Consider the following 21,811-nt stretch of genomic DNA (forward strand, 5'->3'; position numbering starts at 1 on the left):
AGTTAGGACGAGTTCACTATAAAATTCGTCCTAACTAATGTTTTTCTCTGCATCAATATTACTGAGCTTTTCCTTTAAATGATGGCTAATCTCAACTAGATAAAAAACCAGATCTTCAGCCGCGACCGGTCTGGCTAATAAGTATCCTTGCACTTCAGAGCACCCTTGAGAACGGAGAAAATCTAACTGGGCTTCAGTTTCTACCCCTTCAGCAATAACTCGAAGACCCAAATTATGAGCGAGTTGAATAATGGTCGTCACGATCTCATTCCCGCTCTCTCTTTCGTCAGACCGAGCGGTGAGCGCACTCACAAACGAGCGATCGATTTTCAAAGTGTCTAGGGGAAACTGACTCAAATAGCTAAGTGAAGAAAAGCCTTTGCCAAAATCATCCACTGAGAGATGGATTCCCATCCCTTTGAGTTCTTTAAGCATGGTCAAAGTGAAGGACGAGTTTTCCATACTGATACTCTCCGTGATTTCCAGCTCAAGCCACTGAGGATCTAGCCCAGTTTCCGTTAGAATTTGGGCAATTTGACTGACCAGATTCGCTTGCCGAAACTGACGCGCGGATAAGTTGACAGCGATACGTACGGGAGGATAACCTTTATCTTGCCAAAGTTTGTTCTGTAGACAAGCACTGCGCAAGACCCACTCCCCAAGCGGCAAAATAAGCCCGCTTTCTTCAGCAATTGAAATGAATTCTCTCGGGAGAAGAAAACCCCTCTCCGGATGTTGCCAGCGCACTAAGGCTTCCATTCCACACATCTGACCGTCACTGATTCGATACTGTGGCTGGTAGTAGAGCAGAAATTCATCACAGGCCAAAGCACGGCGCATATCATTTTGTAAACCCAGACGCTCGGAAAGGGCCTGATTGAAAGCGAGGGTATAAAATTGATAGCGATTGCGTCCCTCCTCTTTGGCTTGGTACATGGCAGTATCAGCATGTTTGATCAACGTTTCGATATCCTCTCCGTCTGTAGGAAAGAGGACAATGCCTAAACTCGCCGTGATATAGATCTCCTGTTTATGTAGATAAAACGGTATTGTAAAGACATTCACGAGCTTTTGAGCCACCTGTGCTACTTGGTCTTCCGAACGGATTTCGGGCAGCAAAATTAGGAATTCATCTCCCCCCTGTCGAGAAACGGTATCCCCTTCCCGCAAACAGGAACTGAGTCGTTCTCCGGCAGCTTGCAAAAGCTGATCTCCTATAGTATGTCCGAGCGTATCATTAATGAGTTTAAACCGATCCAGATCGAGAAAAAGCAACGCAACGTGAGTCTGATGACGATGCGCTTGGGCAATAGCTTGTTGAGCACGATCCTTAAATAATATTCGATTCGGCAGGCCTGTCAGTGCATCATGATGGGCTTGGTGGGAAAGTTGGTTCAGAAGGGCTCGCTTGTCGCTGACATCGTGAAAAACGAGCACCGCACCGATCACCTCTCCTATCCTGTCACAGATCGGTGCCGCTGAATCCTCAATGGAAATAGTCTTTCCATCACGATTGGTCAGAACCGTGTGATTAGCCAGCGTTACAATACGCTTTTCTCGAAGGCATTGTGTGACCGGGTTAACGATCGCCTGACCCGTATTTTCATTGACAATATTAAAGACACTCAAAAGCGGAAGACCCTCTGCGTGCTTGTTCGACCAACCAGTCAACCTTTCGGCAACAGGATTAAGATAAGTGATATTTGCTTGTACATCGGTCGTAATCACAGCATCCCCTATGGAAGCTAGTGTGACCTGAGCACGCTCTTTTTCCAACCACAGAGTTTCTTCGTCTTGTTTTCGTCTCGTCACATCTTCGTAAATCGCAACCACTTCACGGGTGGATAGCTTATAGATAAAGCCTTCCCGCCAACCACTGACGTATGCGTTTTGGTAGTAAGTAGCCGGGAAATGAGCGGCTTTTCCCGTTTTGAAGACTTGCAGGAAAACCTTTATAATCCCTAACGATTCATCGTTGGAAAAGAATTGATCGAGAGGTTGCCCTAACACTTGACTACGTGGTAGCTTTTCAATCTGTTCAGCAGCCCTATTAAAGGCCTTACAGCGAATGACTTTTTCGTCTTCCGAAAATTGAAAGACAGCGACCGCATTACTCATGTTTTCAAACATCTCCTCATAGCGTTCTTGGCTATCCCGTAACGCTTTGTGAGTCGCAAATTGTTTGGTTACATCCTGAATAATTGCAATAAAATGGGTGATCTCTACCCCGTTTGCCTGAACAGGTGTGAGCGTCATTTTTTCTCGGTAAAGAGAGCCATTCGCGTGGCGGTTGATCATTTCACCTCGCCATGTTTTACCAGCAAGAATCGTATCCCACATTTTTTTATAAAAGGAGCTATCCTGATAGCCGGATTGCAGAAAATGTAGGTTTTGACCGCGAACCTCTTCAAATGCATAACCCGTAAGCTGGGCGAAAGCAGGATTAGCCCAAAGGAGCTTACCGGTTTGATCCGCGAGAACGATAGCATCGGCGGCGGCTGAAAGGGCTGTGCCTTGAATTTGGAGCTGACTTCGGTCTTCATGAGCTAAAAAGGCCATGGTGATCTGTTCTGCCAAGGATTGCAGACGTTCAATGCGCACTGAATTGAAATAATCCGGCAGATGAGTGTACAAGCCGATTACTCCTAAGCATTGGCCATGCGCCCACAGAGGAAAAGTGGCTATGGACTGTAGTTTTAATGCTTCAAAAATACCCCACCAAGGTTTAAACTGAGGGTTATCGATCAGGTTCTGCACTTGTGGTTTTCCACTTCGGATAGCTTCACCCACTGCACCCTGTCCCTCAGGACTGTCGTCCCAACGAATATTGAGAGTTCTTACATACTCTTCTCTCACACCAGCTTGAGCCACAATGGCAACAGAACCTTCCGGCATTTTCAACCCAACTGCAGCAACAGGATAACCGACACTGTCAACCAATTCATCACAGAGAAATTGGAAGATAACGTTCAACGGTTGTTCCGCGAGGATACGCTGCGTGATACCGTAGAGAACGGTTTCTTGCAATTCACTGTATTTTCGCATACTGATATCACTCAACGTAGTGACCACCCAGCTCGGTTCACCTTCATCATTGCGTAGGAGAACACTGTTGAGATGTAGCCAACACTGTTCAGGGTCAAAACGTTTTAACGTGTTTGTTATCCCCTCGCTATCTTGTGCTGTAGCCAACACATTCGAGGCATGAGCTTCCCAGCTAAAAGACTCTCCCTTATTATCCATCCATGAAGTGACTTGGGTTAAAAATTCGCTTTTCTGCATGTCGGACAAAGAGGTGCCGAGCAGTGCACATGCTGCAGAATTGGCATTGAAAAACTGGCCGGAGATGTGTTGTAGAATCACGCCCTCGGCAACACTGTCATAAATACGTAGGTAAAATCCTTTTTGCCGTTTAACAGCATCGAATTGCTGGAGCCGCTTTTCTACCTTCCCGATCATTTCTTGGTGCGTGGCTTCAAGAGCGCGCCAGGTCAGGCCTATGAAATAGTAAAAGAATACGGTCGTAAATAAGACCAAAAACCAGTCTTTAAACGCTGAAAGGCGTAGAAGCAATTCATGATCCCAAATCAAATAATGGATCACCGATTCTGAAAATAAAATCCATGATCCGCTCAATAAAACATAAAGCAAGCATATTTCCCCCGGAGAAAGAGACTTGTGCGAGGGTAGCATGGAGTTACTCCTTTCACAGAATGTCATTGATGTGTCACCTTTTGCCTAAATACTAACATTCGGCAAAATCTAACATATCCCTCCCTCCCGCTCCATGAAATATATCTTAATATCTGCATAAAAAAAGCGTGCCCTACTCGGGCACGCGCACTTGTTTCTTTAACCACCATTCTGGGTACATTTCAGCCCAATCCTCCAAGCTATTAGTCTTTTATTAATATTTGCTTTTTAGGACAGTTTCCTTTGCTTATTAAAGGTAATGTCTAATTTCTCTTTAAGGTACTTCTCTAAAACGAATACGGGTATACGATAAAGATATTACTGGTTTCGATAGTATTTTGTTTTGCAATAAAACCAGCATCGCAAGTATTCGCCCAACCCTGCCGTTACCGCTTTCAAAGGGGTGTATTGTCTCGAACTGATAATGAATGAGTGCGGATTTTATGAGTATATCAACATGATTTTTAGCTTTTATAAACTTTTCAAGGTCATTTAAAACTGGTTTCATATCTTCCGGTGCGGTGGGATTATATTCCATCATATTCGAATGAACCTGGGGATTTAAAAAGGAATGACGTGTGGATACAGTCCAAAAAATAATAGTTTTTTAAATACAAATTGAAAGTGACGTGTCCCCCATATTATGGTATCCTTAAAACAAAAACGAAGACCACTTGTGCTGACCACCAATCTCAAAAGGAAAGTGATGTTGATGTCATCTACGCTGGAGCAATTTCCGTTGTTTCATGGTCTTTCACTAGAACTTCTAACTCAGTGGGAGAGGTACTTTAGAGAGCGAAGCTTTACTAAGCGTCAAATCCTCGATTTTCCATCTGACTGCTCGGAACCAATCTACTTTATCCGGACGGGCCGCGTTAAAATTTCGTACTTGTCAGAAGATGGTAAGGAATTTACGGTCGCCTGCCTATCCCCTGGAGAGGTCTATAGTGTTCACTCTTTAGCCTTTGCAACAGCGCTAGAAAATTCAGTCGTTTATTATCTTGGTATGGACAATTTTCGACCGATGCTCGGGGAATGTCCGGAACTCAGCTTACGCTTGATCCGTTTGTTGGGAAACATCTTAAAAGAGACCAATGATGTTATCCTTGACTTAGCTTTTCGGGAAGTCTCTGTGCGCTTAGCTCATGTTATCCTGCGTGAAGGACAACCTAGAACCTACCAAGGATCCGATCTACCTTATTTTCTGGACTTTACACACGAACAGTTTGCTGCTTTGAGCGGGACAACTCGTCAAACAGTCAATGAGATTCTTAAACGCTGGGAACGACAAGGAATTGTGGTCGTGAAACGGGGTAAGCTTTCTGTGTTAAATTGGGAGATGCTTATCGACAAACTATGATTTGAGAAAACTATATAACCTATTTTGCGCGGTATAACACCGCGCTTTTTTTATCCATTTTTCAAGAATCCCACTTCTATAAGTAAGGGTTCTTCGTAAAATATTTCTAATGCAATGTCGGCAAGCCGATTGAATAAAAAAGAATATTCCGATAAGTTATGGATAAGTAATCTCAAAGAAGTTTAAGGAGGGATAAAGTTGAGACAGATTCTGGCCAGAAGCGAATATTGCCTAGGCTGTAAGAGTTGTGAGCTGGCTTGCGCAGTTGCCCACTCGACCAGTAAGAGCTTGAATGAGGCAATTGAAGAACTCAAGCCGCCACAGAAACGAATCTTTGTTGAGTCCAACGGGAATCTCAATTTCCCACTACAATGTCGGCAATGTTTAGACGCTCCTTGTGTTCATGCCTGTATGAGTGGGGCTATGCAGTTTGATTTGAAGACTGGATTGATTCAAGTTGATGAACAAAAATGCGTTGGGTGCATGATGTGCGTTATGGTTTGCCCGTTTGGGGTTATTGCTGAAATTTCTTCGACCCATAGAGTCACCAAGTGTGACCGTTGCCAAGACTTAGATTATGATCCGGCCTGTGTGGCATCCTGTCCGACAAAGGCTTTGGAATTTGTTGAGGTTCAAGAGTTTGCCCGCAGTGGACGGCAAGCTTTCTTAGACCAAATGAAGGGAGTCAACTAAAATGAAACCTCAAAAATCAATTGATCCTGCCGTGTTAGAATTGTTACCTAAAGCGGCCTTAGACGGTGTAGAAACGGTATGGGATCGCTATGAAGCTCAACAACCCCAATGTGGTTTTGGCAGCTTGGGAATCTGTTGCCGACATTGTATTCAGGGACCCTGTCGGATTGATCCCTTTGGCAACGGGCCGAAAGCTGGAATTTGTGGCGCAAGTGCAGATGTCATCGTTACTAGAAATTTACTCAGGCAAGTGGCTGCCGGTGCAGCAGCCCATGTAGACCATGCCTACGAGGCTGTTGAAGCTTTAGAGTTGGCGGCTAAAGGTAAAATTAATTATGACATCGCAGACGAAAAGAAATTGCATCAGGTAGCCAGGGGATTAGGTTTAGAGATCTCCGGCAAAAGCAAAGCGGAGCTCGCCATCGAGGTTGTCGAAGTTGCTTATGCCGATCTAGCTAACCATAGTAAGAAGCCGGTACAATGGTTGATGGCTAACGCGCCTAAAGAGAGAATTGCCGTTTGGGGGAGCCTTGGTATTCTTCCTCGAAATCCTGATCGAGAAATCCGTGAAGCGATGCATCAGACCACGATGGGTATGGATGCTGACCCGGTGAATCTAATCTTATCGACCGCTAAACAAGGGCTGGTAGATGGCTATTCTGGCCTAAAATTGGCAACGGACATGCAAGATATTCTTTTTGGTACACCTACCCCGGTAGTGACGGAGGCTAATTTAGGGGTTCTCCAGGAAGACTCTGTTAATCTAATCGTACATGGTCATGTTCCCTTACTATCTGAAAAAATTGTCTATTGGGCAGGCAAACTCCAAGCTGAAGCACGCCTTGCTGGAGCTAAGGGAATTTTAGTCTCTGGAATCTGTTGTACAGGTAATGAGGTCTTAATGCGCAAAGGGATCCCGCTGGTTACTAACTTCTTAGCTCAAGAACTGGCCATTGTCACCGGAGCGGTTGATGCAATGGTCGTGGACGTACAATGTATTATGCCCTCCTTAGCTCAAGTGGCTGCTTGTTACCATACTGAGATCATTACAACAATGCCGATCGTCAAACTTCCAGGAGCCACCCATGTTCCGTTTACTTTAGAAAATGCGGATGAAGCAGCTCAGCAAATTGTACAAAAGGCGATTACCGCTTATGGGCGGAGGGACAACAAAAAAGTTCAAATTCCCAATTACAAACGAAAGATTATGGCTGGATTTAGTGTGGAGGCCATCATCGGAGCACTTTCCACAGTAGACCCTGTACAACCCCTAAAGCCTCTTATTGATAATATTGTTAATGGTAATATCTTAGGGGTAGTGGCAACAGTAGGCTGCAACAATGTCAAAGTAACACAAGATAATATTCATGTGGAATTAGTGAAGGAGCTCCTTAAAAATAACGTTTTGGTGGTCGCTACAGGATGTTCTGCACATGCTTTAGCAAAGGCTGGACTGATGAATTCAGAAGGAACGGAAACTTATGCCGGAGAAGGTTTAAAAGCAGTTTTGACCGCGATTGGTCAGGCTGCAGGTCTTGCGGCCCCACTTCCCCCTGTCCTGCATATGGGAAGTTGCGTGGATAATTCAAGGATTGGCGATTTGGTCACAGCTATCGCAAATTACTTAAATGTGGATTCGGCATTATTGCCCGTTGCGGCGAGTGCTCCAGAACTGCAGCATGAAAAGGCTTTGAGTATCGGGACTTGGGCAGTAACTATGGGGATCACCACTCACCTAGGCGTTGTTCCGCCCGTGCTGGGAAGTAAGGCGGTGACAGAATTGCTTACTGTTGGACTGAGTGATGTCATTGGGGGGAAATTCTATGTTGAAACAGATCCCCAGCAAGCTGCTCTTGGACTTCTTGAGGATATCCGAGCGAAACGGAAAAAGCTCGGACTTTCTAATTAATGGAAGGAAGGAATTATGAGCTATATCGTAATAGGCAATAGCGCAGCAGGGCTGTTTGCGGTTGAAGAAATCCGGAGGCACGACACCCTGTCAGAAATCATCGTCCTCACGGCAGAACAAGAACAAAGTTACTCTCGTTGTCTAACCACTTATTTCTTAGCAGGAGATATTCCGGCTTCCAGCCTTTACTTACGTGAAGAAAGTTTTGCAGAACGACTAAAACTTAAGGTAATTTATGGGGTCGAAGTTAACTGGATCGATCCCGTACGCCGGCTTGTTCGAAGTACCGATGGGCAGGAATGGGAGTATAGCAAGCTTTTACTCGCGATGGGCGCTTCAGCTAATAAACTCTTGATCAAGGGGGGAAACCTTCCAGAGGTTTTTACTCTACGCACCATGAAAGATGCTTTAGAAATTAATGAGGTCTTGGAGCGAGGAGCACAAAAGGCAGTCGTCATCGGAGGAGGTTTGGTCAGTCTGAAGAGCGCTTATGCCTTGAAAAAACGTGGGCTTCAGGTTACCGTTTTGGTCTCTTCAGGTCAGATCCTCTCCCAAATGCTTGATGAAAAAGCAGCCAGCATAATTCAAGGGCACTTAGCAGCCAATGGACTGAGATTTCTTTTACAGACGGAGGCTGAGGCAATCACAGGAGAAGAGCAGGTTCAGGGTGTGTTGATAGCGCCCCATACAGAACTTGCCGCGGATTTAGTCATCGTGGGCAAAGGAGTACGTCCAAATTTAGGGGAATTAAGAAATATTGGCTTTAATATTGGCATGGGTCTTCAGGTTGATTCTTCTTTAGCCACGAATCTTCCCAGTATTTACGCGGCAGGGGATATTGCTGAGACCTGGGACCTTGTTCGCAAGAAGTTCACCGTGAATGCCACTTGGCCAAATGCCACAACCCAAGGCAGAATTGCCGGTGCAAATATGTGCGGTGGACAAGAGATTTATCCGGGATCCCTCGGCTTAAACTCTGTGGACTTTTTTGGCCTCTCTGCTATGTCTGCTGGAATCACGAAAATCCCAGAGCCAAAGGGCCAGGGGGATTGGGAGCAAGAAGAAAGCCTAAAAATGGTCGGAGATATGCCCACTTATCGCAATCTACTATGGCAGGGAAACATTCTAAAGGGATTTGTACTTGTTGGTGATACTTCTCAATGCGGTGTCTTAACCTCCTTGGTTAAAGCAGGTCGACCCCTAACCCAAGTTCAAAGGAATTTGGCTATGGGAAGTAGAGGAACTCTGGCGGTGGGAATGTTGAGGTAAATCCCTTATCAATAGAAACAAGGCTGGATGCAATCGCTTCCAGCCTGTTTCTATTGAACTACCTATCAAAGATTAAGAATTTCACGACCGCAAATTACGATATCTACTCTTCCTTCACTATTAATAAGCATTTCAATAAATGAGCTTACTATCTTAGGATCGAACTGACTACCAGAGTTTTTTTGTAGTTCTTGAATAGCGATTTCTTCTGGCAATGCACTACGATAACTTCTTTCACTGGTCATAGCAAAGCTACTTTTATCCCAAACTATATTCTCACCTCAAATCACAACTAATATTGATTATATACTTTTTTATGATATAATTTCTACTGTTTGGACAGTTACTATAAAACATATATTAATGCTTGATGTTAAATCTAACCAATATAACTTTGGTAATTAAGTAATAATACTCCTTGTATTTGGGACTAATACTTATATATGATTTAACTAAACAATTTAGGAGGTTAAATATGAGTAGATGGAATGTTTATGTTACGAATGAAATTCCTAAACCAGCTCTTGACATGCTGGCAGAGTATTGTGACATGGAAGTTAATCGTACAGGCCAAGTTCTTACAAAACCGCAACTTTTGGAAAAGGTTAAGGGCAGGGATGCCGTGTTGAGTTTGCTTACTGATCCAATAGATGCTGAAGTGATGGATGCTGCTAAAGGAGCTAAAATCTTTGCAAACTATGCTGTCGGCTACAACAACATAGATATCCCATCAGCAACAGAACGGGGCATTATGATTTCTAACACTCCCGGTGTGCTTACAGACACAACGGCAGAAATGGCCTGGGCTTTATTATTTTCTGCAGCGCGAAGAGTCGTAGAATCGGATAAGTATACAAGAATGGGCAAATATAAAGGCTGGGGACCGATGTTATTTCTGGGGCAGTCCGTTATGAACAAAACGGTTGGAGTAATAGGCGCCGGAAGAATAGGCTTGTCGTTTGCAAAGAGGGCAAAGGCTTTCGATATGAAGGTACTCTACACCGACGTAGCAGCTAACCCTCAATTCGAAAAAGAAACCGATGGTCAATTTGTCAGCCTAGAAACTCTTCTCAAAGAATCAGATTTTGTTTCAATCCATACTCCACTTCTCCCAGAAACGTTCCATTTGATGGGGGAACAAGAGTTTAAACTTATGAAAAAAACAGCGATCTTAATTAATACTTCCCGTGGGCCCGTAGTGGACGAAGTTGCACTGGTGAAGGCTTTGCAATCGGGTGAAATCTGGGGAGCAGGTCTTGATGTCTACGAAGACGAACCTGAATTTACAGAAGGGTTAATGGAACTCGACAATGCCATCCTCTGTCCTCATATTGCCAGTGCTACTTTTGAGACTCGCACAAAAATGGGCACAATCGCTGTATCCAATATTTTAGCCGCGATGAGGGGAGAACTGCCTCCTAATTGTCTTAACCCCGAGGTTTTTAAATAGTATCCAACTTAAATTAGCCAGGGAAGTGGTGTTTTGATGAAAAAGATCTTTGCGGATAGAATGTCCTTACTCGGCACAGAAACTGCTTTTGAAGTACTGGCCAAAGCAAAAAAATTGGAAGCTCAGGGAAAGGATATTGTCCATCTAGAAATTGGCGAACCGGACTTTGACACCCCTAAGAATATTATTGATGCTGCTTGCCTTGCCCTAACCAGCGGATATACCCACTATACTCCCGCTCCTGGTATTCCAGAAGTCAGGGAAACAATCGCTGGATACATTCGCTCCCATAAAAATGTCGATGCTTCTGCTGAGGATGTGGTTATCGTCCCCGGCGGAAAGCCCATTATGTTTTTCTCCATTATGGCAACTGTAAATCCTAGTGATGAAGTAATTTACCCTAATCCCGGTTTTCCAATTTATGAATCCGTCATTCGCTTTGTCGGCGGAAAACCTGTCCCAATCCCTTTACGAGAAGAAAACCAGTTCAGATTAGATGTCAATGAGCTTGCGACGTTAATTACTCCCAAAACTAAAATGCTGATTATTAATTCCCCGGGAAATCCTACCGGTGGTGTGCTCACGAGTGACGACATCAAGGCAATTGCGGACTTAGTAAGAGGAAAAGAAATACTTGTGCTTTCCGATGAAATATACGATCGGATCGTGTATAGTGACACCTCCCTCCTTTCCATTGCCTCTTTACCTGGAATGAAAGATTGGACCATAATCTTAGACGGGTTTTCAAAGACCTATGCCATGACCGGATGGCGGTTGGGTTACGGGGTTATGCACCCGGAAATAGCTGCTCGAATTTCTCAACTGATGGTAAATTCTAATTCCTGTACCTCTGCATTTACACAAATGGCCGGTAAGGAAGCACTTACAGGGCCACAAAGCGAAGTCGAGAATATGGTGGCTGAGTTTAAAAGACGCCGCGACATTATGGTAAATGGCTTAAACTCTATTCCTGGAGTGAGTTGCCTATTGCCTGAGGGGTCATTTTACGTCTTTCCCAATCTAAAATCGTTTGGCAAAGACACTAAAATGATAGCTGATTACCTCTTGAATGATGCAGGAGTCGCTTGTTTAGGGGGTACTGCCTTTGGCTCTTACGGTGAAGGATACCTGCGTTTCTCCTATGCAAATTCGATAGCGAATATCCAAAAAGCTTTGGAGCGGATAGAAACGGCATTAGGCAAAATGAAATAACAATAAAGGCTGGGTGCATTCTCATTGCATCCAGCCTTGTTTTTCCACTGATTCGGTCATTCAACTCCTGCATGAATAAACTTAATGCAGGAGAGCGAGAATCTTATCTTTGTTAAAACCAACTATCGTTTCATCCCCCACCACGAAAGTGGGCACACTATTAATGTTTCTGCGTTGTAATTCCAATAAAGCGTGCTCATCAGTACTTATATTTTTCTCTTCAAAAGGAATATTGTTTTGCGAAAGAAACTTCTTCGCCGCTGTACAATATGGTCAGCTATTATTGGTAAACATAGTTACATTTTTCATTCTGCAGATTCCTCCTGTTACTTTTTCACTGTAGTTAGTATTGCAGTAATTTAAGTTTTCATTCCTATTTATATCCCCTAGAAATTACTTACAGCCTTTTCTAAAGTCAACAATAACTTTTACTATGTTTCAAATATTAGTGTTTTAATACACCATAAATTAGTATTGTCTGTTCTACATACACCTGTTATAATTCAAACATATTCTTTTATAGTGAAGCCGTATCCTCGGCTGGTACGATTTATTAAAAATCGAGCAAAGAATTAATTAATTCGAAAGGAAGTATGGTAGGATGGAAAGAAACGATCAATAGATTGGGAACGGTGAAGAGAATAAGAAGATCTCTATTTAAGTTTAAACAAACTAAAGATTTAGGGGGAAATAGTATGGTTAGGATGGAAGGTAAGAAGAAATCACGCAATTTAATTCGATTAGGGTCCCTGCTCTTGATTACGGCCTTAATGGCTTCAGGGTGTGCAAGTAGCGCAACTCCCAAGACAGAGCAAAAACCAATTAAAGTTGGAATTGTAGATACGTATACTGGCGGTGCAGCGGTGTATGCAAAGGACTCTTTAGATGGCTTCAAACTGGCTGTCAAAGAGTTTACGGATAAAGGGGGTCCGAAAATCGAATTTGTCACTCGTGACGACGAATTTAAACCGGACAAATCAACGAGCTGGGCTAAAGAACTCGTAATGCGTGAACAAGTCGATTTTCTGGCAGGAACAACGAATAGTGCTGGTTCTTTAGCTGTTTCGCAATATGCTAAAGAAAGTAAAGTACCTTTCATCGTCTGGGGCGGAATGAGTGACAGAATCACAGGGGAAGCAGGTCATCGCTATGTATTCAGCACATTGCCAAATACAGCGATCATCGGTAAAGCAGGTGCTGCCCAACTCTCCAAGACGTCCCATCAAAAGATCTGGTTAGCTGGCAGTGATTATGAATATGGTCACTCTGTGATAAATAACCTCTGGTCCAATCTGACAGCCATTAAACCAGGCGTTGAGAAAATGGGAGAATCCTGGTGGCGTGTCGGAGAAACGGATTTCACCCCTTACATCAATGCTATTCGCAGTGCTAAACCTGATATTCTTGTGGTTGGTACTGGGGGAGCTGACATGGTCGCCTTCATGAAAGCAGTCAAAGCAACTGGGTTGATTCAAGAACTACCCGTTTGGGCACATACCAGTTACGACCCCGCTACTTTAAGACCTTTAGGAGATCAGGCTCCGGAGGGCGTCATGGGTACTAATCCTTATTTGCATAATTATCCAGACACAGCTGAAAACAAAGCCTTTGTAGAAGCCTTTAAGAAGGAATATGATCGTGAACCCGCCGCGTTTGCCTTGTATGGTTACATGGGAGGTAAATTCCTAGGTCAAGCGATTGAAAAGGCCGGAAGTACCGACAAGGAAAAGATTATTGACGCTATGGAAGGATTAACTATAGATACCCCTGTCGGCAAGGCTACCCTTCGTAAAGAAGATCATCAGGTCGCGATTCCCATGTCCTATGGTGTCGTCGCCAAAGTCAATGGTACCTTTACGGGTAAAGATCTTCAAACTCTGAGTCCTGAAGAAATTATGCCTTCGATTGACTCAATCCTCAAGGCTAGATCAAAATAGTCTTTGGAAAGTGATAAGTAATTAGAAAAAAATAAAAGGGCGGTGCTGCTTGGTGCCGCCCTTTACGCAATCATTATGACGGGGGAGATTACCCATGGATTTTGCCACACTCGCTAGCCAGTTTTTTATTGGTCTTAGCAGAGGGATGATTTTCTTTATCGTCTCTGCAGGGCTCACTCTCATCTTTGGAGTCTTAAGAATTACGAATTTTGCACACGGTGCACTTTATATGGTAGGCGCCTTTATTGCTTACTCAGTCTCAACTGTATTTGGGCAAGGTCCTTATGGTTTTTGGTTGGCCCTGTTGGTTGCTCCTCTCGCAGTGATGCTCATCAGTCTGGTAATTGAGCGAGGGCTGCTTCGATTTATCTATAACCGAGATCATTTGATTCAGATGCTCTTGACATATTCCTTAGTGCTGATTGCTGGAGATCTTGTCAAGATAATTTGGGGAACAGAATATAAATCGATGGATATCCCTGGAGTTTTGAGGGGGTCCTTCAATCTATGGGGGGCATCCCTTCCCTGGTATAATGCTTTCCTTCTGGTTATGGGGCCGATTGTTGCCCTTGGTTTATGGTTATTCTTATCAAAAACTCAGCTTGGCAAAATCTGCCGCGCAACGGCTACCGACCGTGAAATGGTCGATGTTTTAGGGATTAACAGCACCCGTGTGTTTGCGATGGTTTTCGCCTTGGGTGGCTGGCTCGCCGGGTTGGGAGGGGCTTTGATTGCGCCAACGACCACCATTTCAATGGGTATGGATGCTAGCATTATCATTTATGCTTTCTTGATCGTGGTAATAGGTGGCCTAGGAAACATCTGGGGTGCACTGATTAGTTCTATTATTATGGGGGTTGGAGAGGCCTTTGGAATTTTATTTATTCCTGGCATTGCCATTATTATTCCCTATATTATAGCGGGTGTTCTCTTGATTGTACGACCCTCTGGTTTACTAAAATCTGCCTGGTAGAGAAAGGAACGTCAGATATGTCCACGAATAACTTGAAATCCATTGAGAACCCGAAAAGAAAATTGAGCACCTATCTAGGCCTAGGTTTATCTGTATCCGGAATCTTGATACTTCTGATGATCCCTACAATGCTCAGTCAATATTATGTCTACTTGCTGGCGACTGTTTTTACAACCGCTTTATTAGCCTCCAGTTTGAACCTGGTTCTCGGTTACGGAGGACTGCTACATTTACACCACGGCGTATTTTTCGGGGTTGGTGCCTATACTGTAGCGATCGTGATGACCAAAACGTCTTGGCCATTTGCTGTCGCAGTCTTGCTCGCCCCCCTGATTGCTGCACTCATAGCTTTAGTGATCGGCTGGTTTTGCGTACGTTTAAGGGGCCTCTATTTCGGTATGCTTACTCTAGCACTAGGCCAGTTGGTCTGGGCCATTGTTTACCGCTGGAATGCACTGACTGAGGGAGACAACGGCATCCATGCCATACCCGTTCCGGAATTCTTTTCCTCCATAAATTCAGTCTATTATACGACTCTTGCGGTGCTAGTCATCACTCTCGCGATTCTCTATCTGATCACCAAATCGCCATTTGGTCTCATATTACTTGCTACTCGTGACAACCCCGTGCGCTCTGAAAGTGTCGGAATTAATGTCAAACGGCACCGTCTGACAGCCTTTGTAATTGCTGGATTCTTTGCAGGCATTGCGGGTGTTCTTTTTGTCTTAGTGGAACGCTCTGTAGCCCCCTCCCTGTTATTTTGGAACAAATCGGCAGAAATTCTGATCATGTGTTTAATGGGAGGCCTTACTGTTTTTATGGGCCCTACGTTAGGGGCTGGCATTTTAGTCCTCTTGTCGATGGTCGTTGGTCTATACACAGAATACTGGCTGCTTGTCCTTGGTCTGTTACTACTGATCCTTGTACTCTTCTTGCCTCAAGGTATACTTGGTTATTTAATGGAGAGTTATGGCAAAAACCGGAGTAAGAGAGGAGAGAATTAGCATGCTTCAGGTTGAACAGCTTAGGAAAGCGTTCGATGGATTTCAAGCCATCTCGGATGCTCACCTCTCGGTTCCGAAGGGAGAAGTGGTGGCCGTCATAGGTCCCAATGGCGCAGGGAAATCCACCTTATTCAACTTAATAACCGGACACCTGCAGGCCGATTCCGGCCATATCAAATTCCAGGGTCAGGATATTACAAACTTAGCACCCTATACCATTTGCCATAAAGGTATGGCCAGGTCCTTTCAGTTAATCAATATCTTCCAGAGTCTTACAGTTTTTGAAAACGTGCAAACCTCTGTCATCGCAAAACATCGCTTGGATCGCAAATTTTTCAGACCCTCTAAAAGACTTCTTATTGAAGAGTCATTGGAGGTTTTAGAAAGTTTCGGACTGTTTGAATTTAAAGATCGTTCATGTAGTTCCCTCTCTTATGGGGATCAAAAAGTCCTAGAAATTGCGATTGCTCTGGGCAGCAAACCCGAGCTCTTACTCTTAGATGAGCCAACTGCTGGGATGTCGTCAGAAGAAACCCGCAAAATTGTCAATCTAATTAAGCGCTTATCCCAGGAAAAAGGCCTTACCATTCTGCTCACTGAGCACGATATGGAATTAGTTTTTGATGTTGCCCAAAAAATAATGGTTCTTCATCAGGGTAAAACCATTGCTCAGGGTCTGCCGGAAGATATCCGAAACGATAAATCTGTGCAAAATGCCTATTTGGGGGAAGCGGAATGATGTTAGACGTTAGAGACATTCATACCTATTACGGGTTAAGTCATATCTTATTCGGTTTATCCTTACAGGTAAGTAAAGGAGAAGTAGTCTGCCTGCTTGGTCGTAACGGGGTAGGCAAGACAACGACACTTAAGAGCATTATTGGACTTACCCCGCCGAAAACCGGACAAATCTTTTTTAAAGGTCAGGAAATTACCAAGGTTGCTACCAACCGCATGGTTAAATTAGGAATTAGCTTTGTCCCTGATAACCGCCGGATCTTTGCAGACTTGTCTGTACGTGAAAATCTCGAAATCGCTGCAGGAATTAAACCGGGTGCTTGGGATTTAGCTAAAGTTCACGACTTATTTCCCGTTCTGAAAAGAGTAGAGAATCGTCGAGGTGGGAACTTAAGCGGAGGAGAACAGCAAATGTTAAGTATTGCTAGGGCTCTGCTTGGAAATCCCGAGCTTCTGATTTTGGATGAGCCCACCGAGGGGCTCGCCCCTTTGATCGTTCGAGAATTGGAAGAGCAAATTCTCCAGCTTTGTTCAACTGGGATATCAATTCTCTTAGCAGAACAAAATCTCAAATCTGCTCTAAAATTGGCCAATCGCTGTTATGTCCTTGAACGGGGACAAGTACGTTTTGAAGGAACAGTCTCGGAATTAGCCGAAAATGAGGACGTTCGCTCGAAATATTTATTAGTTTAATAGCTCTACACTACAAGTGTCGTATTAGGGGTACCGGAAGGTATCTCCTTTTTTATGCCCAACTCATTGAGAAGGATAATATGACCCTATTTACGAGAAACTAATTAAGGCTATTGCCATCAACCTAATGGAGAATTAGGTAAAATCCATGCTAAAGCAAGGGGTTTAAATTATGTATTCCAACATTTTAGTGGTGATTATACTATACCAACCAGAGCTCTTATCTTTGAACAAAATTGTCTCGAGTATCATTTAGGGGATAATATAGTATATCCAACGCTAAAGCTAACCAACACACTTAAGGTTAATCATTATGAAACTATTAAAAAATCTCAATCATGTCTAGACTGTCATAGGGAAACTGGACATGCTACTGACATATATTTAAGCCCTGATTTAAAAAGCGCCAAATAAGATCTAGTATTAGAAAGTAAGAACTCTTTTACCCTGCCTGTAAATTAGCAGATCCTAAGGTGTCTGTACAAATTTATTACGAACTTAAAATAAACATAAAAACCCCCTATCCATTTTCCGGACAGGAGGCAGACCTCTTCACTAAAAATATGAGCTACATACCCCTTCTAAAAGAAAAGCTAAGCCTAAAAACTACTATTTAAGGCAGCAACTCAGTTGTTATAAGACTAAAAACCCGTTAAATGGTATAGGACAATCATAATTAAATCAAGATCGGAAAAGTGTTTCCACCGTGAGGCATTATATAAACGGATTCAGGTTGACGTCCAAGTAGTTCACTTGCTAACTGCAAAGCTTCTGCCGGGGAATGAGCTGGAATCATCTTTACACGTTTAACCAACTCATCTGGTAAGGAACTAATCAAAATCACGGGTGACTTTTGACAGATGCTCGCTGTTTTCAAGCTTATATAGCCTGGCATGGTAAAGTCAGCATGAAGTCTGGAATTCATTCCTTCCACCGCGTCATCCTTAAAAAACTCCTGAAAAGGTTGAGAACCTACTCCCTCTGAGCATTCACTAACCAAGATAATAACTCCACCTTCTTGTACCGCATAACTAGCATTATCCAGGGCCTTGATTGATTGGTAAAGCTGAGTATCTTTGGGATACCCACCACTCGAAACGATCACTAACTCCGCTTTTGCTTCGATTTCAATTCCGAAGATTTCTTCGGTAACCCTGCAGCCTGCTAAATGAGCCTGATGTAATTCACCGGCTGCAAGATAGACAAATTCCTTCTTCTCGTTAACAACGACGTTCAGTATGAAATCCACGCCCACTAGACGCGCAATTTCTAACATATCCTCAGCAACCGGATTGCCCTCCATTTTTCCAGTCTCTATGTTTGGATTAATTCCTGAGGGCCCTCCTCCTTGAAGTGCTAAAGCATGGTTTTGCTGAATCATCTCGTAACCACAAACTCCAGGCGCAATAGACTTACGACCACCACCAAATCCTGCCAGCAAATGATACGCAATTCCACCGGTCAGAATCACCTTGTCCGCTTCCCACACCCGACGGTTTACAAGAATAGGTGTTCCACGTGAGGATTTGCCCAAATCCACCAAATCCTGGGCATGACACTCGTGATCGAAGATCGGAACCCTTTCCAAAACTCTAGCCCCACAAATTGCATTGTGTTCTTCTAAGGTCAGCAAGCGGTGGTCCCCGGTTGCCGTTACAAGAGAAATGTCCTCATCTGGTATTCCTGCCCCATTTAAAACATCCAACAATACCGGCAAAAGAACATCTGTTCGTACCCATAGCCGAGTAAGGTCACTAACTATAATCACTACTTTATCTCCTGGCCTTACCACCTCGATAAGTGGTGCCGTGCCAAGGGGATGGTCCAGAGCCTGAAGAATCGCCTGTTCTATATCCAAAATTGGCTGACTGGCCTTTGCTTCAATTTCCTTAACCTTCACGGAAGACGAAAGACTAAAAGACAACGCCTCTTTACCATAGGCAAGGTTAAAACTATTCATCCTTTACTCTCCCTTTCTATCTTGATGGCGTTTTTCAAAGGAGGTTCCCCTTTTCTCTATTCTCTTTCTTCCTAGCTTCCCTTATTTTGCTTAGCTTCATAAGCCATTTCCAAAAGTTGTGCCGTATGCATCACCTGCACAGAAACTCCCTGGCGATGCAGACCGTCCGCGATGTGCATTCGACAAGCAGAACACCCTGTCACCAACACCTCTGCGTTCGTCTGCTTAATAGTCTCAACTTTATGGTCATTGATTTTTGTGGAAAGCTCGTAGTGGTATAAGCTGAAGGAACCTGCACTACCACAGCAAGTATCCGGTTTATTCATTTCTTCAAACGTCAACCCCGGGATACTTCTGATGATCTGTCTGGGTTGCTCTTTGACCTTTAATCCTCTAACCAGGTGACAAGGATCATGGTAGGTAACCTTGATTGGCAAACAACCCATTTTATCCTCGAACCCCGCCAAGGAAACCACCAGTTCTGTGAAATCCTTGATCATAGTCCCAAGCTTCTTCGCCTTCTCAGCATAGATCGGATCATCCTCAAGTAACTCAGCATACTCTTCCTTAAGACTTAAACCGCACGTGCCACAGGCCACGATTACGGCATCGACCTCCTCCTTCAGGAAGACATCGATATTTGCCCTAGCCATTTCTTTAGCCGTTTGATAGTCCCCATTAATCCTGACTGGCGTACCACAGCAGTTTTGGAGAGCCGGAATGACAACCTCCACTCCATTTTGTTTTAGGACGTTGATCACAGCCCGACCGGTATCCGTATAAATGTAGTTGATCATACACCCCGTAAAAAAGGCTACCCTCATAGTTGCCTCTGGAACTTTGACTACTTCTGGGTACAGCATTTTAAACGGTTTTGGGGCGAGGGGTGAGAGAAGTCTTCTCTTATCTATCCCCAGGGACATTCTCGGTAACATTCCTTGGCCATTAGGTCCTTTACGGAAGAATAGGCCTTGGAAAATTCGTCCTGTCCTCATTCCCGTGTTAAACACCCAACGATTTTTTAAAACCAACCGGAAAATCAGGTTCTTAAGCGGTGAGAGCCCTTTCTTGGCGGTGATTTCCTTGCGGGCTGCTTCCACCAGCTTGTCGACTTTCACACCACTCGGACAGTTAACTACGCAGGCCTTACACATCAAACACAAGGACATCTTGTCGATTAAACCTTCAGTGAAATCCAAATCATTATTAATAACTCCACGAATCAGCTTCACTCGTCCTCTGGCAACCGTGGATTCTGCTTGTAACTCTTTAAAGACTGGACAGACATTTTGGCAGGCACCACACCGAATACAGCGGATGACTTCTTTCTCCCATGACTCAAATGAACGTTCCATCCCATCACACTCCAAACATTACGCCAGGGTTTAATATGTTGTTAGGATCAAGTGCTTGTTTAATCCGGTGTTGTACTTCCAGTCCAACATCCCCAGTCTGTCGAGTAATATACTTGGATTTTGCCCGACCGATACCATGCTCACCACTTAAGGATCCGCCTAGTTCCACCGTCGCTATAAAGATCTCATCGATGGCTTTTTCTACCCGCGCCGCCTCCTCCAGATCCGTTTCATCGGTCAGGATCGTGGCATGCAAATTGCCATCTCCGGCATGTCCGAGTATTGCAATAATAATGTTATACTTAGCTGCAATTTCCTGAATCCGCCTCACAGCTATCGGAATGCTGCTCCGTGGAACGGTCGCATCTTCACCGATAATGGTCGGTTTTACCCTCGATACAGCGGCAAAAGCTGAGCGGCGAGCACGCCATAATTCTTCTGCTTCTTCTTTCGTCTTGGCAATCCGGATCTGGACAGCCCCTAGTCGTTGGCAGACTTGTTCTATCTTCGCAATCTGCTTAGCTAAGATTTCAGAATCCCCATCAACTTCGATTAAGAGCACAGCACCAGCCTCCGTGGGTAATCCCACCTTGGCATAGTCCTCGATATTTTTGATATAAATATTATCTAATAATTCGAGTGAGCAAGGAACCAATCCCCCAGCAATGATTTCAGAGACCGTCTCACACGCTTGTTCGATCTCAGAAAACACCGCCATCATGGTGCTCTTAGCTTCAGGTAACGGGATAAGTTTGACAATAACTTTGGTGATGACACACAACGTTCCCTCTGAACCCGTAAACAGTTTCGTCATATCGTAACCCGTTACGTTCTTGATCGTTTTTCCACCGGTATTAATAACCTCCCCGGTCGGCAGCACAACCTCAAGCCCGATAACATAGTCCCGAGTCACTCCATATTTAACGCCACGTGGTCCTCCTGCACATTCCGCCACATTTCCACCCATCGTTGAGAAAGCTAGGCTGGCGGGATCGGGAGGATAAAACAAACCCATTCGCTCAACTTCACTCTGCAACTGGCCAGTAATTACGCCCGGTTCCACCACAGCGATTAAATTCTTCCGATCAAGTTCTAGTATTTTGTTCATTCTCTTGAGAACCAGAACGATACAATCCCCAACGGAAATAGTTCCTCCGCTGACATTGGACCCTGCGCCGCGTGGAACGACTGGAATCATCTCTTGATTAGCCAGTTTAAGAATCTGTGCTACTTCTTCTGTGTTACCCGGATACACAGCAACTCCCGCTAAATCCTTCTTCAGATCTGCCTTAACAAAAGAGGCGTCATAGGTATAACAATATAGATCCTCTAAGGTTGTATATAAGTTGTCTTTGCCGACAATTTCACTAAGCTTCTGAATGATCTCTGGCTTCAAAACTCGTTACCTCCTTCAGTGGGATCCTTTTGTTTAAATGAGATTTTCGTTGAACTATATAACAAGATATTATTTCGCTGTCTGTTCTAAATATCCTTTAAAATCGACAAAGAGAGGCCGGCAAACGCCTTTCCTTCTCTTGCTCAATAAAAAATTGGCCCATGCAGCA

17 protein-coding genes and 1 pseudogene are annotated in these 21,811 nt (G+C 44.1%); 11 read left to right on the forward strand and 7 right to left on the reverse strand.

Annotated elements, in window-relative coordinates:
* Window positions 1–30: 30 nt before the first annotated feature.
* The gene (locus ACYQ3Q_RS13760) at window positions 31–3,651 is read right to left on the reverse strand and encodes an EAL domain-containing protein (RefSeq protein ID WP_459929116.1); all 3,621 of its coding nucleotides are present in this window, start codon (window positions 3,649–3,651) and stop codon (window positions 31–33) included.
* Window positions 3,652–3,967: 316 nt separating this feature from the next.
* Window positions 3,968–4,234 carry a Fic family protein gene (locus ACYQ3Q_RS13765; protein WP_459929117.1) on the reverse strand — a complete coding sequence of 89 codons (267 nt, stop codon included), beginning with the start codon at window positions 4,232–4,234 and terminating at the stop codon, window positions 3,968–3,970.
* Between the two features lie 171 nt (window positions 4,235–4,405).
* On the opposite strand from ACYQ3Q_RS13765, the gene ACYQ3Q_RS13770 reads away from it, so the two are divergent.
* The 4 genes from ACYQ3Q_RS13770 to ACYQ3Q_RS13785 all read left to right on the forward strand — a co-directional run bounded on the left by ACYQ3Q_RS13770 (window position 4,406) and on the right by ACYQ3Q_RS13785 (window position 8,924).
* The gene (locus ACYQ3Q_RS13770; protein ID WP_459929118.1) at window positions 4,406–5,053 is read left to right on the forward strand and encodes a Crp/Fnr family transcriptional regulator; all 648 of its coding nucleotides are present in this window, start codon (window positions 4,406–4,408) and stop codon (window positions 5,051–5,053) included.
* Window positions 5,054–5,251: 198 nt separating this feature from the next.
* The gene (locus ACYQ3Q_RS13775; protein WP_459929119.1) at window positions 5,252–5,746 is read left to right on the forward strand and encodes a 4Fe-4S dicluster domain-containing protein; all 495 of its coding nucleotides are present in this window, start codon (window positions 5,252–5,254) and stop codon (window positions 5,744–5,746) included.
* A 1-nt stretch (window position 5,747) separates the two neighbouring features.
* Window positions 5,748–7,655 (forward strand): anaerobic carbon-monoxide dehydrogenase catalytic subunit, encoded by a 1,908-nt coding sequence (cooS, locus tag ACYQ3Q_RS13780; protein WP_459929120.1) that lies wholly within the window; start codon window positions 5,748–5,750, stop codon window positions 7,653–7,655.
* Between the two features lie 15 nt (window positions 7,656–7,670).
* Window positions 7,671–8,924 carry an NAD(P)/FAD-dependent oxidoreductase gene (locus ACYQ3Q_RS13785; RefSeq protein ID WP_459929121.1) on the forward strand — a complete coding sequence of 418 codons (1,254 nt, stop codon included), beginning with the start codon at window positions 7,671–7,673 and terminating at the stop codon, window positions 8,922–8,924.
* Between the two features lie 65 nt (window positions 8,925–8,989).
* Here ACYQ3Q_RS13785 and ACYQ3Q_RS13790 read toward each other — a convergent pair.
* A pseudogene (locus ACYQ3Q_RS13790) lies at window positions 8,990–9,172 on the reverse strand (hypothetical protein); the annotation flags it as partial.
* A 227-nt stretch (window positions 9,173–9,399) separates the two neighbouring features.
* Between ACYQ3Q_RS13790 and ACYQ3Q_RS13795 the strand changes: the two are divergent.
* Together ACYQ3Q_RS13795 and ACYQ3Q_RS13800 are read left to right on the forward strand one after the other, a co-directional pair.
* Complete coding sequence (locus ACYQ3Q_RS13795) at window positions 9,400–10,374, forward strand: 2-hydroxyacid dehydrogenase (protein ID WP_459929122.1); 975 nt, start codon at window positions 9,400–9,402, stop codon at window positions 10,372–10,374.
* A gap of 36 nt (window positions 10,375–10,410) precedes the next feature.
* Entirely contained in the window at window positions 10,411–11,586 is a 1,176-nt protein-coding gene (locus ACYQ3Q_RS13800; RefSeq protein ID WP_459929123.1) for a pyridoxal phosphate-dependent aminotransferase, read from the forward strand.
* 81 nt (window positions 11,587–11,667) lie between these two features.
* Here ACYQ3Q_RS13800 and ACYQ3Q_RS13805 read toward each other — a convergent pair whose 3' ends face one another.
* Window positions 11,668–11,895 (reverse strand): glutaredoxin family protein, encoded by a 228-nt coding sequence (locus ACYQ3Q_RS13805; protein WP_291299598.1) that lies wholly within the window; start codon window positions 11,893–11,895, stop codon window positions 11,668–11,670.
* A 386-nt stretch (window positions 11,896–12,281) separates the two neighbouring features.
* On the opposite strand from ACYQ3Q_RS13805, the gene ACYQ3Q_RS13810 reads away from it, so the two are divergent.
* From ACYQ3Q_RS13810 to ACYQ3Q_RS13830, 5 genes are all read left to right on the forward strand, one after another.
* Complete coding sequence (locus ACYQ3Q_RS13810) at window positions 12,282–13,523, forward strand: ABC transporter substrate-binding protein (RefSeq protein ID WP_459929124.1); 1,242 nt, start codon at window positions 12,282–12,284, stop codon at window positions 13,521–13,523.
* A gap of 94 nt (window positions 13,524–13,617) precedes the next feature.
* Window positions 13,618–14,496, forward strand: coding sequence for a branched-chain amino acid ABC transporter permease (locus ACYQ3Q_RS13815; RefSeq protein WP_034140413.1), 879 nt, complete (start codon window positions 13,618–13,620; stop codon window positions 14,494–14,496).
* A gap of 17 nt (window positions 14,497–14,513) precedes the next feature.
* Window positions 14,514–15,500, forward strand: a complete 987-nt coding sequence (locus ACYQ3Q_RS13820; RefSeq protein ID WP_459929125.1) for a branched-chain amino acid ABC transporter permease — start codon at window positions 14,514–14,516, stop codon at window positions 15,498–15,500.
* Between the two features lies 1 nt (window position 15,501).
* Window positions 15,502–16,239 carry an ABC transporter ATP-binding protein gene (locus ACYQ3Q_RS13825; RefSeq protein WP_459929126.1) on the forward strand — a complete coding sequence of 246 codons (738 nt, stop codon included), beginning with the start codon at window positions 15,502–15,504 and terminating at the stop codon, window positions 16,237–16,239.
* Window positions 16,236–16,931 (forward strand): ABC transporter ATP-binding protein, encoded by a 696-nt coding sequence (locus ACYQ3Q_RS13830; RefSeq protein ID WP_459929127.1) that lies wholly within the window; start codon window positions 16,236–16,238, stop codon window positions 16,929–16,931. The genes ACYQ3Q_RS13825 and ACYQ3Q_RS13830 overlap by 4 nt, the downstream gene beginning before the upstream one ends.
* Before the next feature lie 676 nt (window positions 16,932–17,607).
* Here ACYQ3Q_RS13830 and larAH10 read toward each other — a convergent pair.
* From larAH10 to ACYQ3Q_RS13845, 3 genes are all read right to left on the reverse strand, one after another.
* Window positions 17,608–18,891 carry an NPN-dependent 2-hydroxyacid racemase, LarAH10 family gene (larAH10, locus tag ACYQ3Q_RS13835; RefSeq protein WP_459929128.1) on the reverse strand — a complete coding sequence of 428 codons (1,284 nt, stop codon included), beginning with the start codon at window positions 18,889–18,891 and terminating at the stop codon, window positions 17,608–17,610.
* Window positions 18,892–18,962: 71 nt separating this feature from the next.
* Window positions 18,963–20,246 (reverse strand): (Fe-S)-binding protein, encoded by a 1,284-nt coding sequence (locus ACYQ3Q_RS13840; RefSeq protein WP_459929129.1) that lies wholly within the window; start codon window positions 20,244–20,246, stop codon window positions 18,963–18,965.
* Between the two features lie 4 nt (window positions 20,247–20,250).
* Complete coding sequence (locus ACYQ3Q_RS13845; RefSeq protein ID WP_459929130.1) at window positions 20,251–21,642, reverse strand: FAD-binding oxidoreductase; 1,392 nt, start codon at window positions 21,640–21,642, stop codon at window positions 20,251–20,253.
* Window positions 21,643–21,811: the final 169 nt, after the last annotated feature.

The organism is Desulfosporosinus burensis (genome assembly GCF_054657535.1).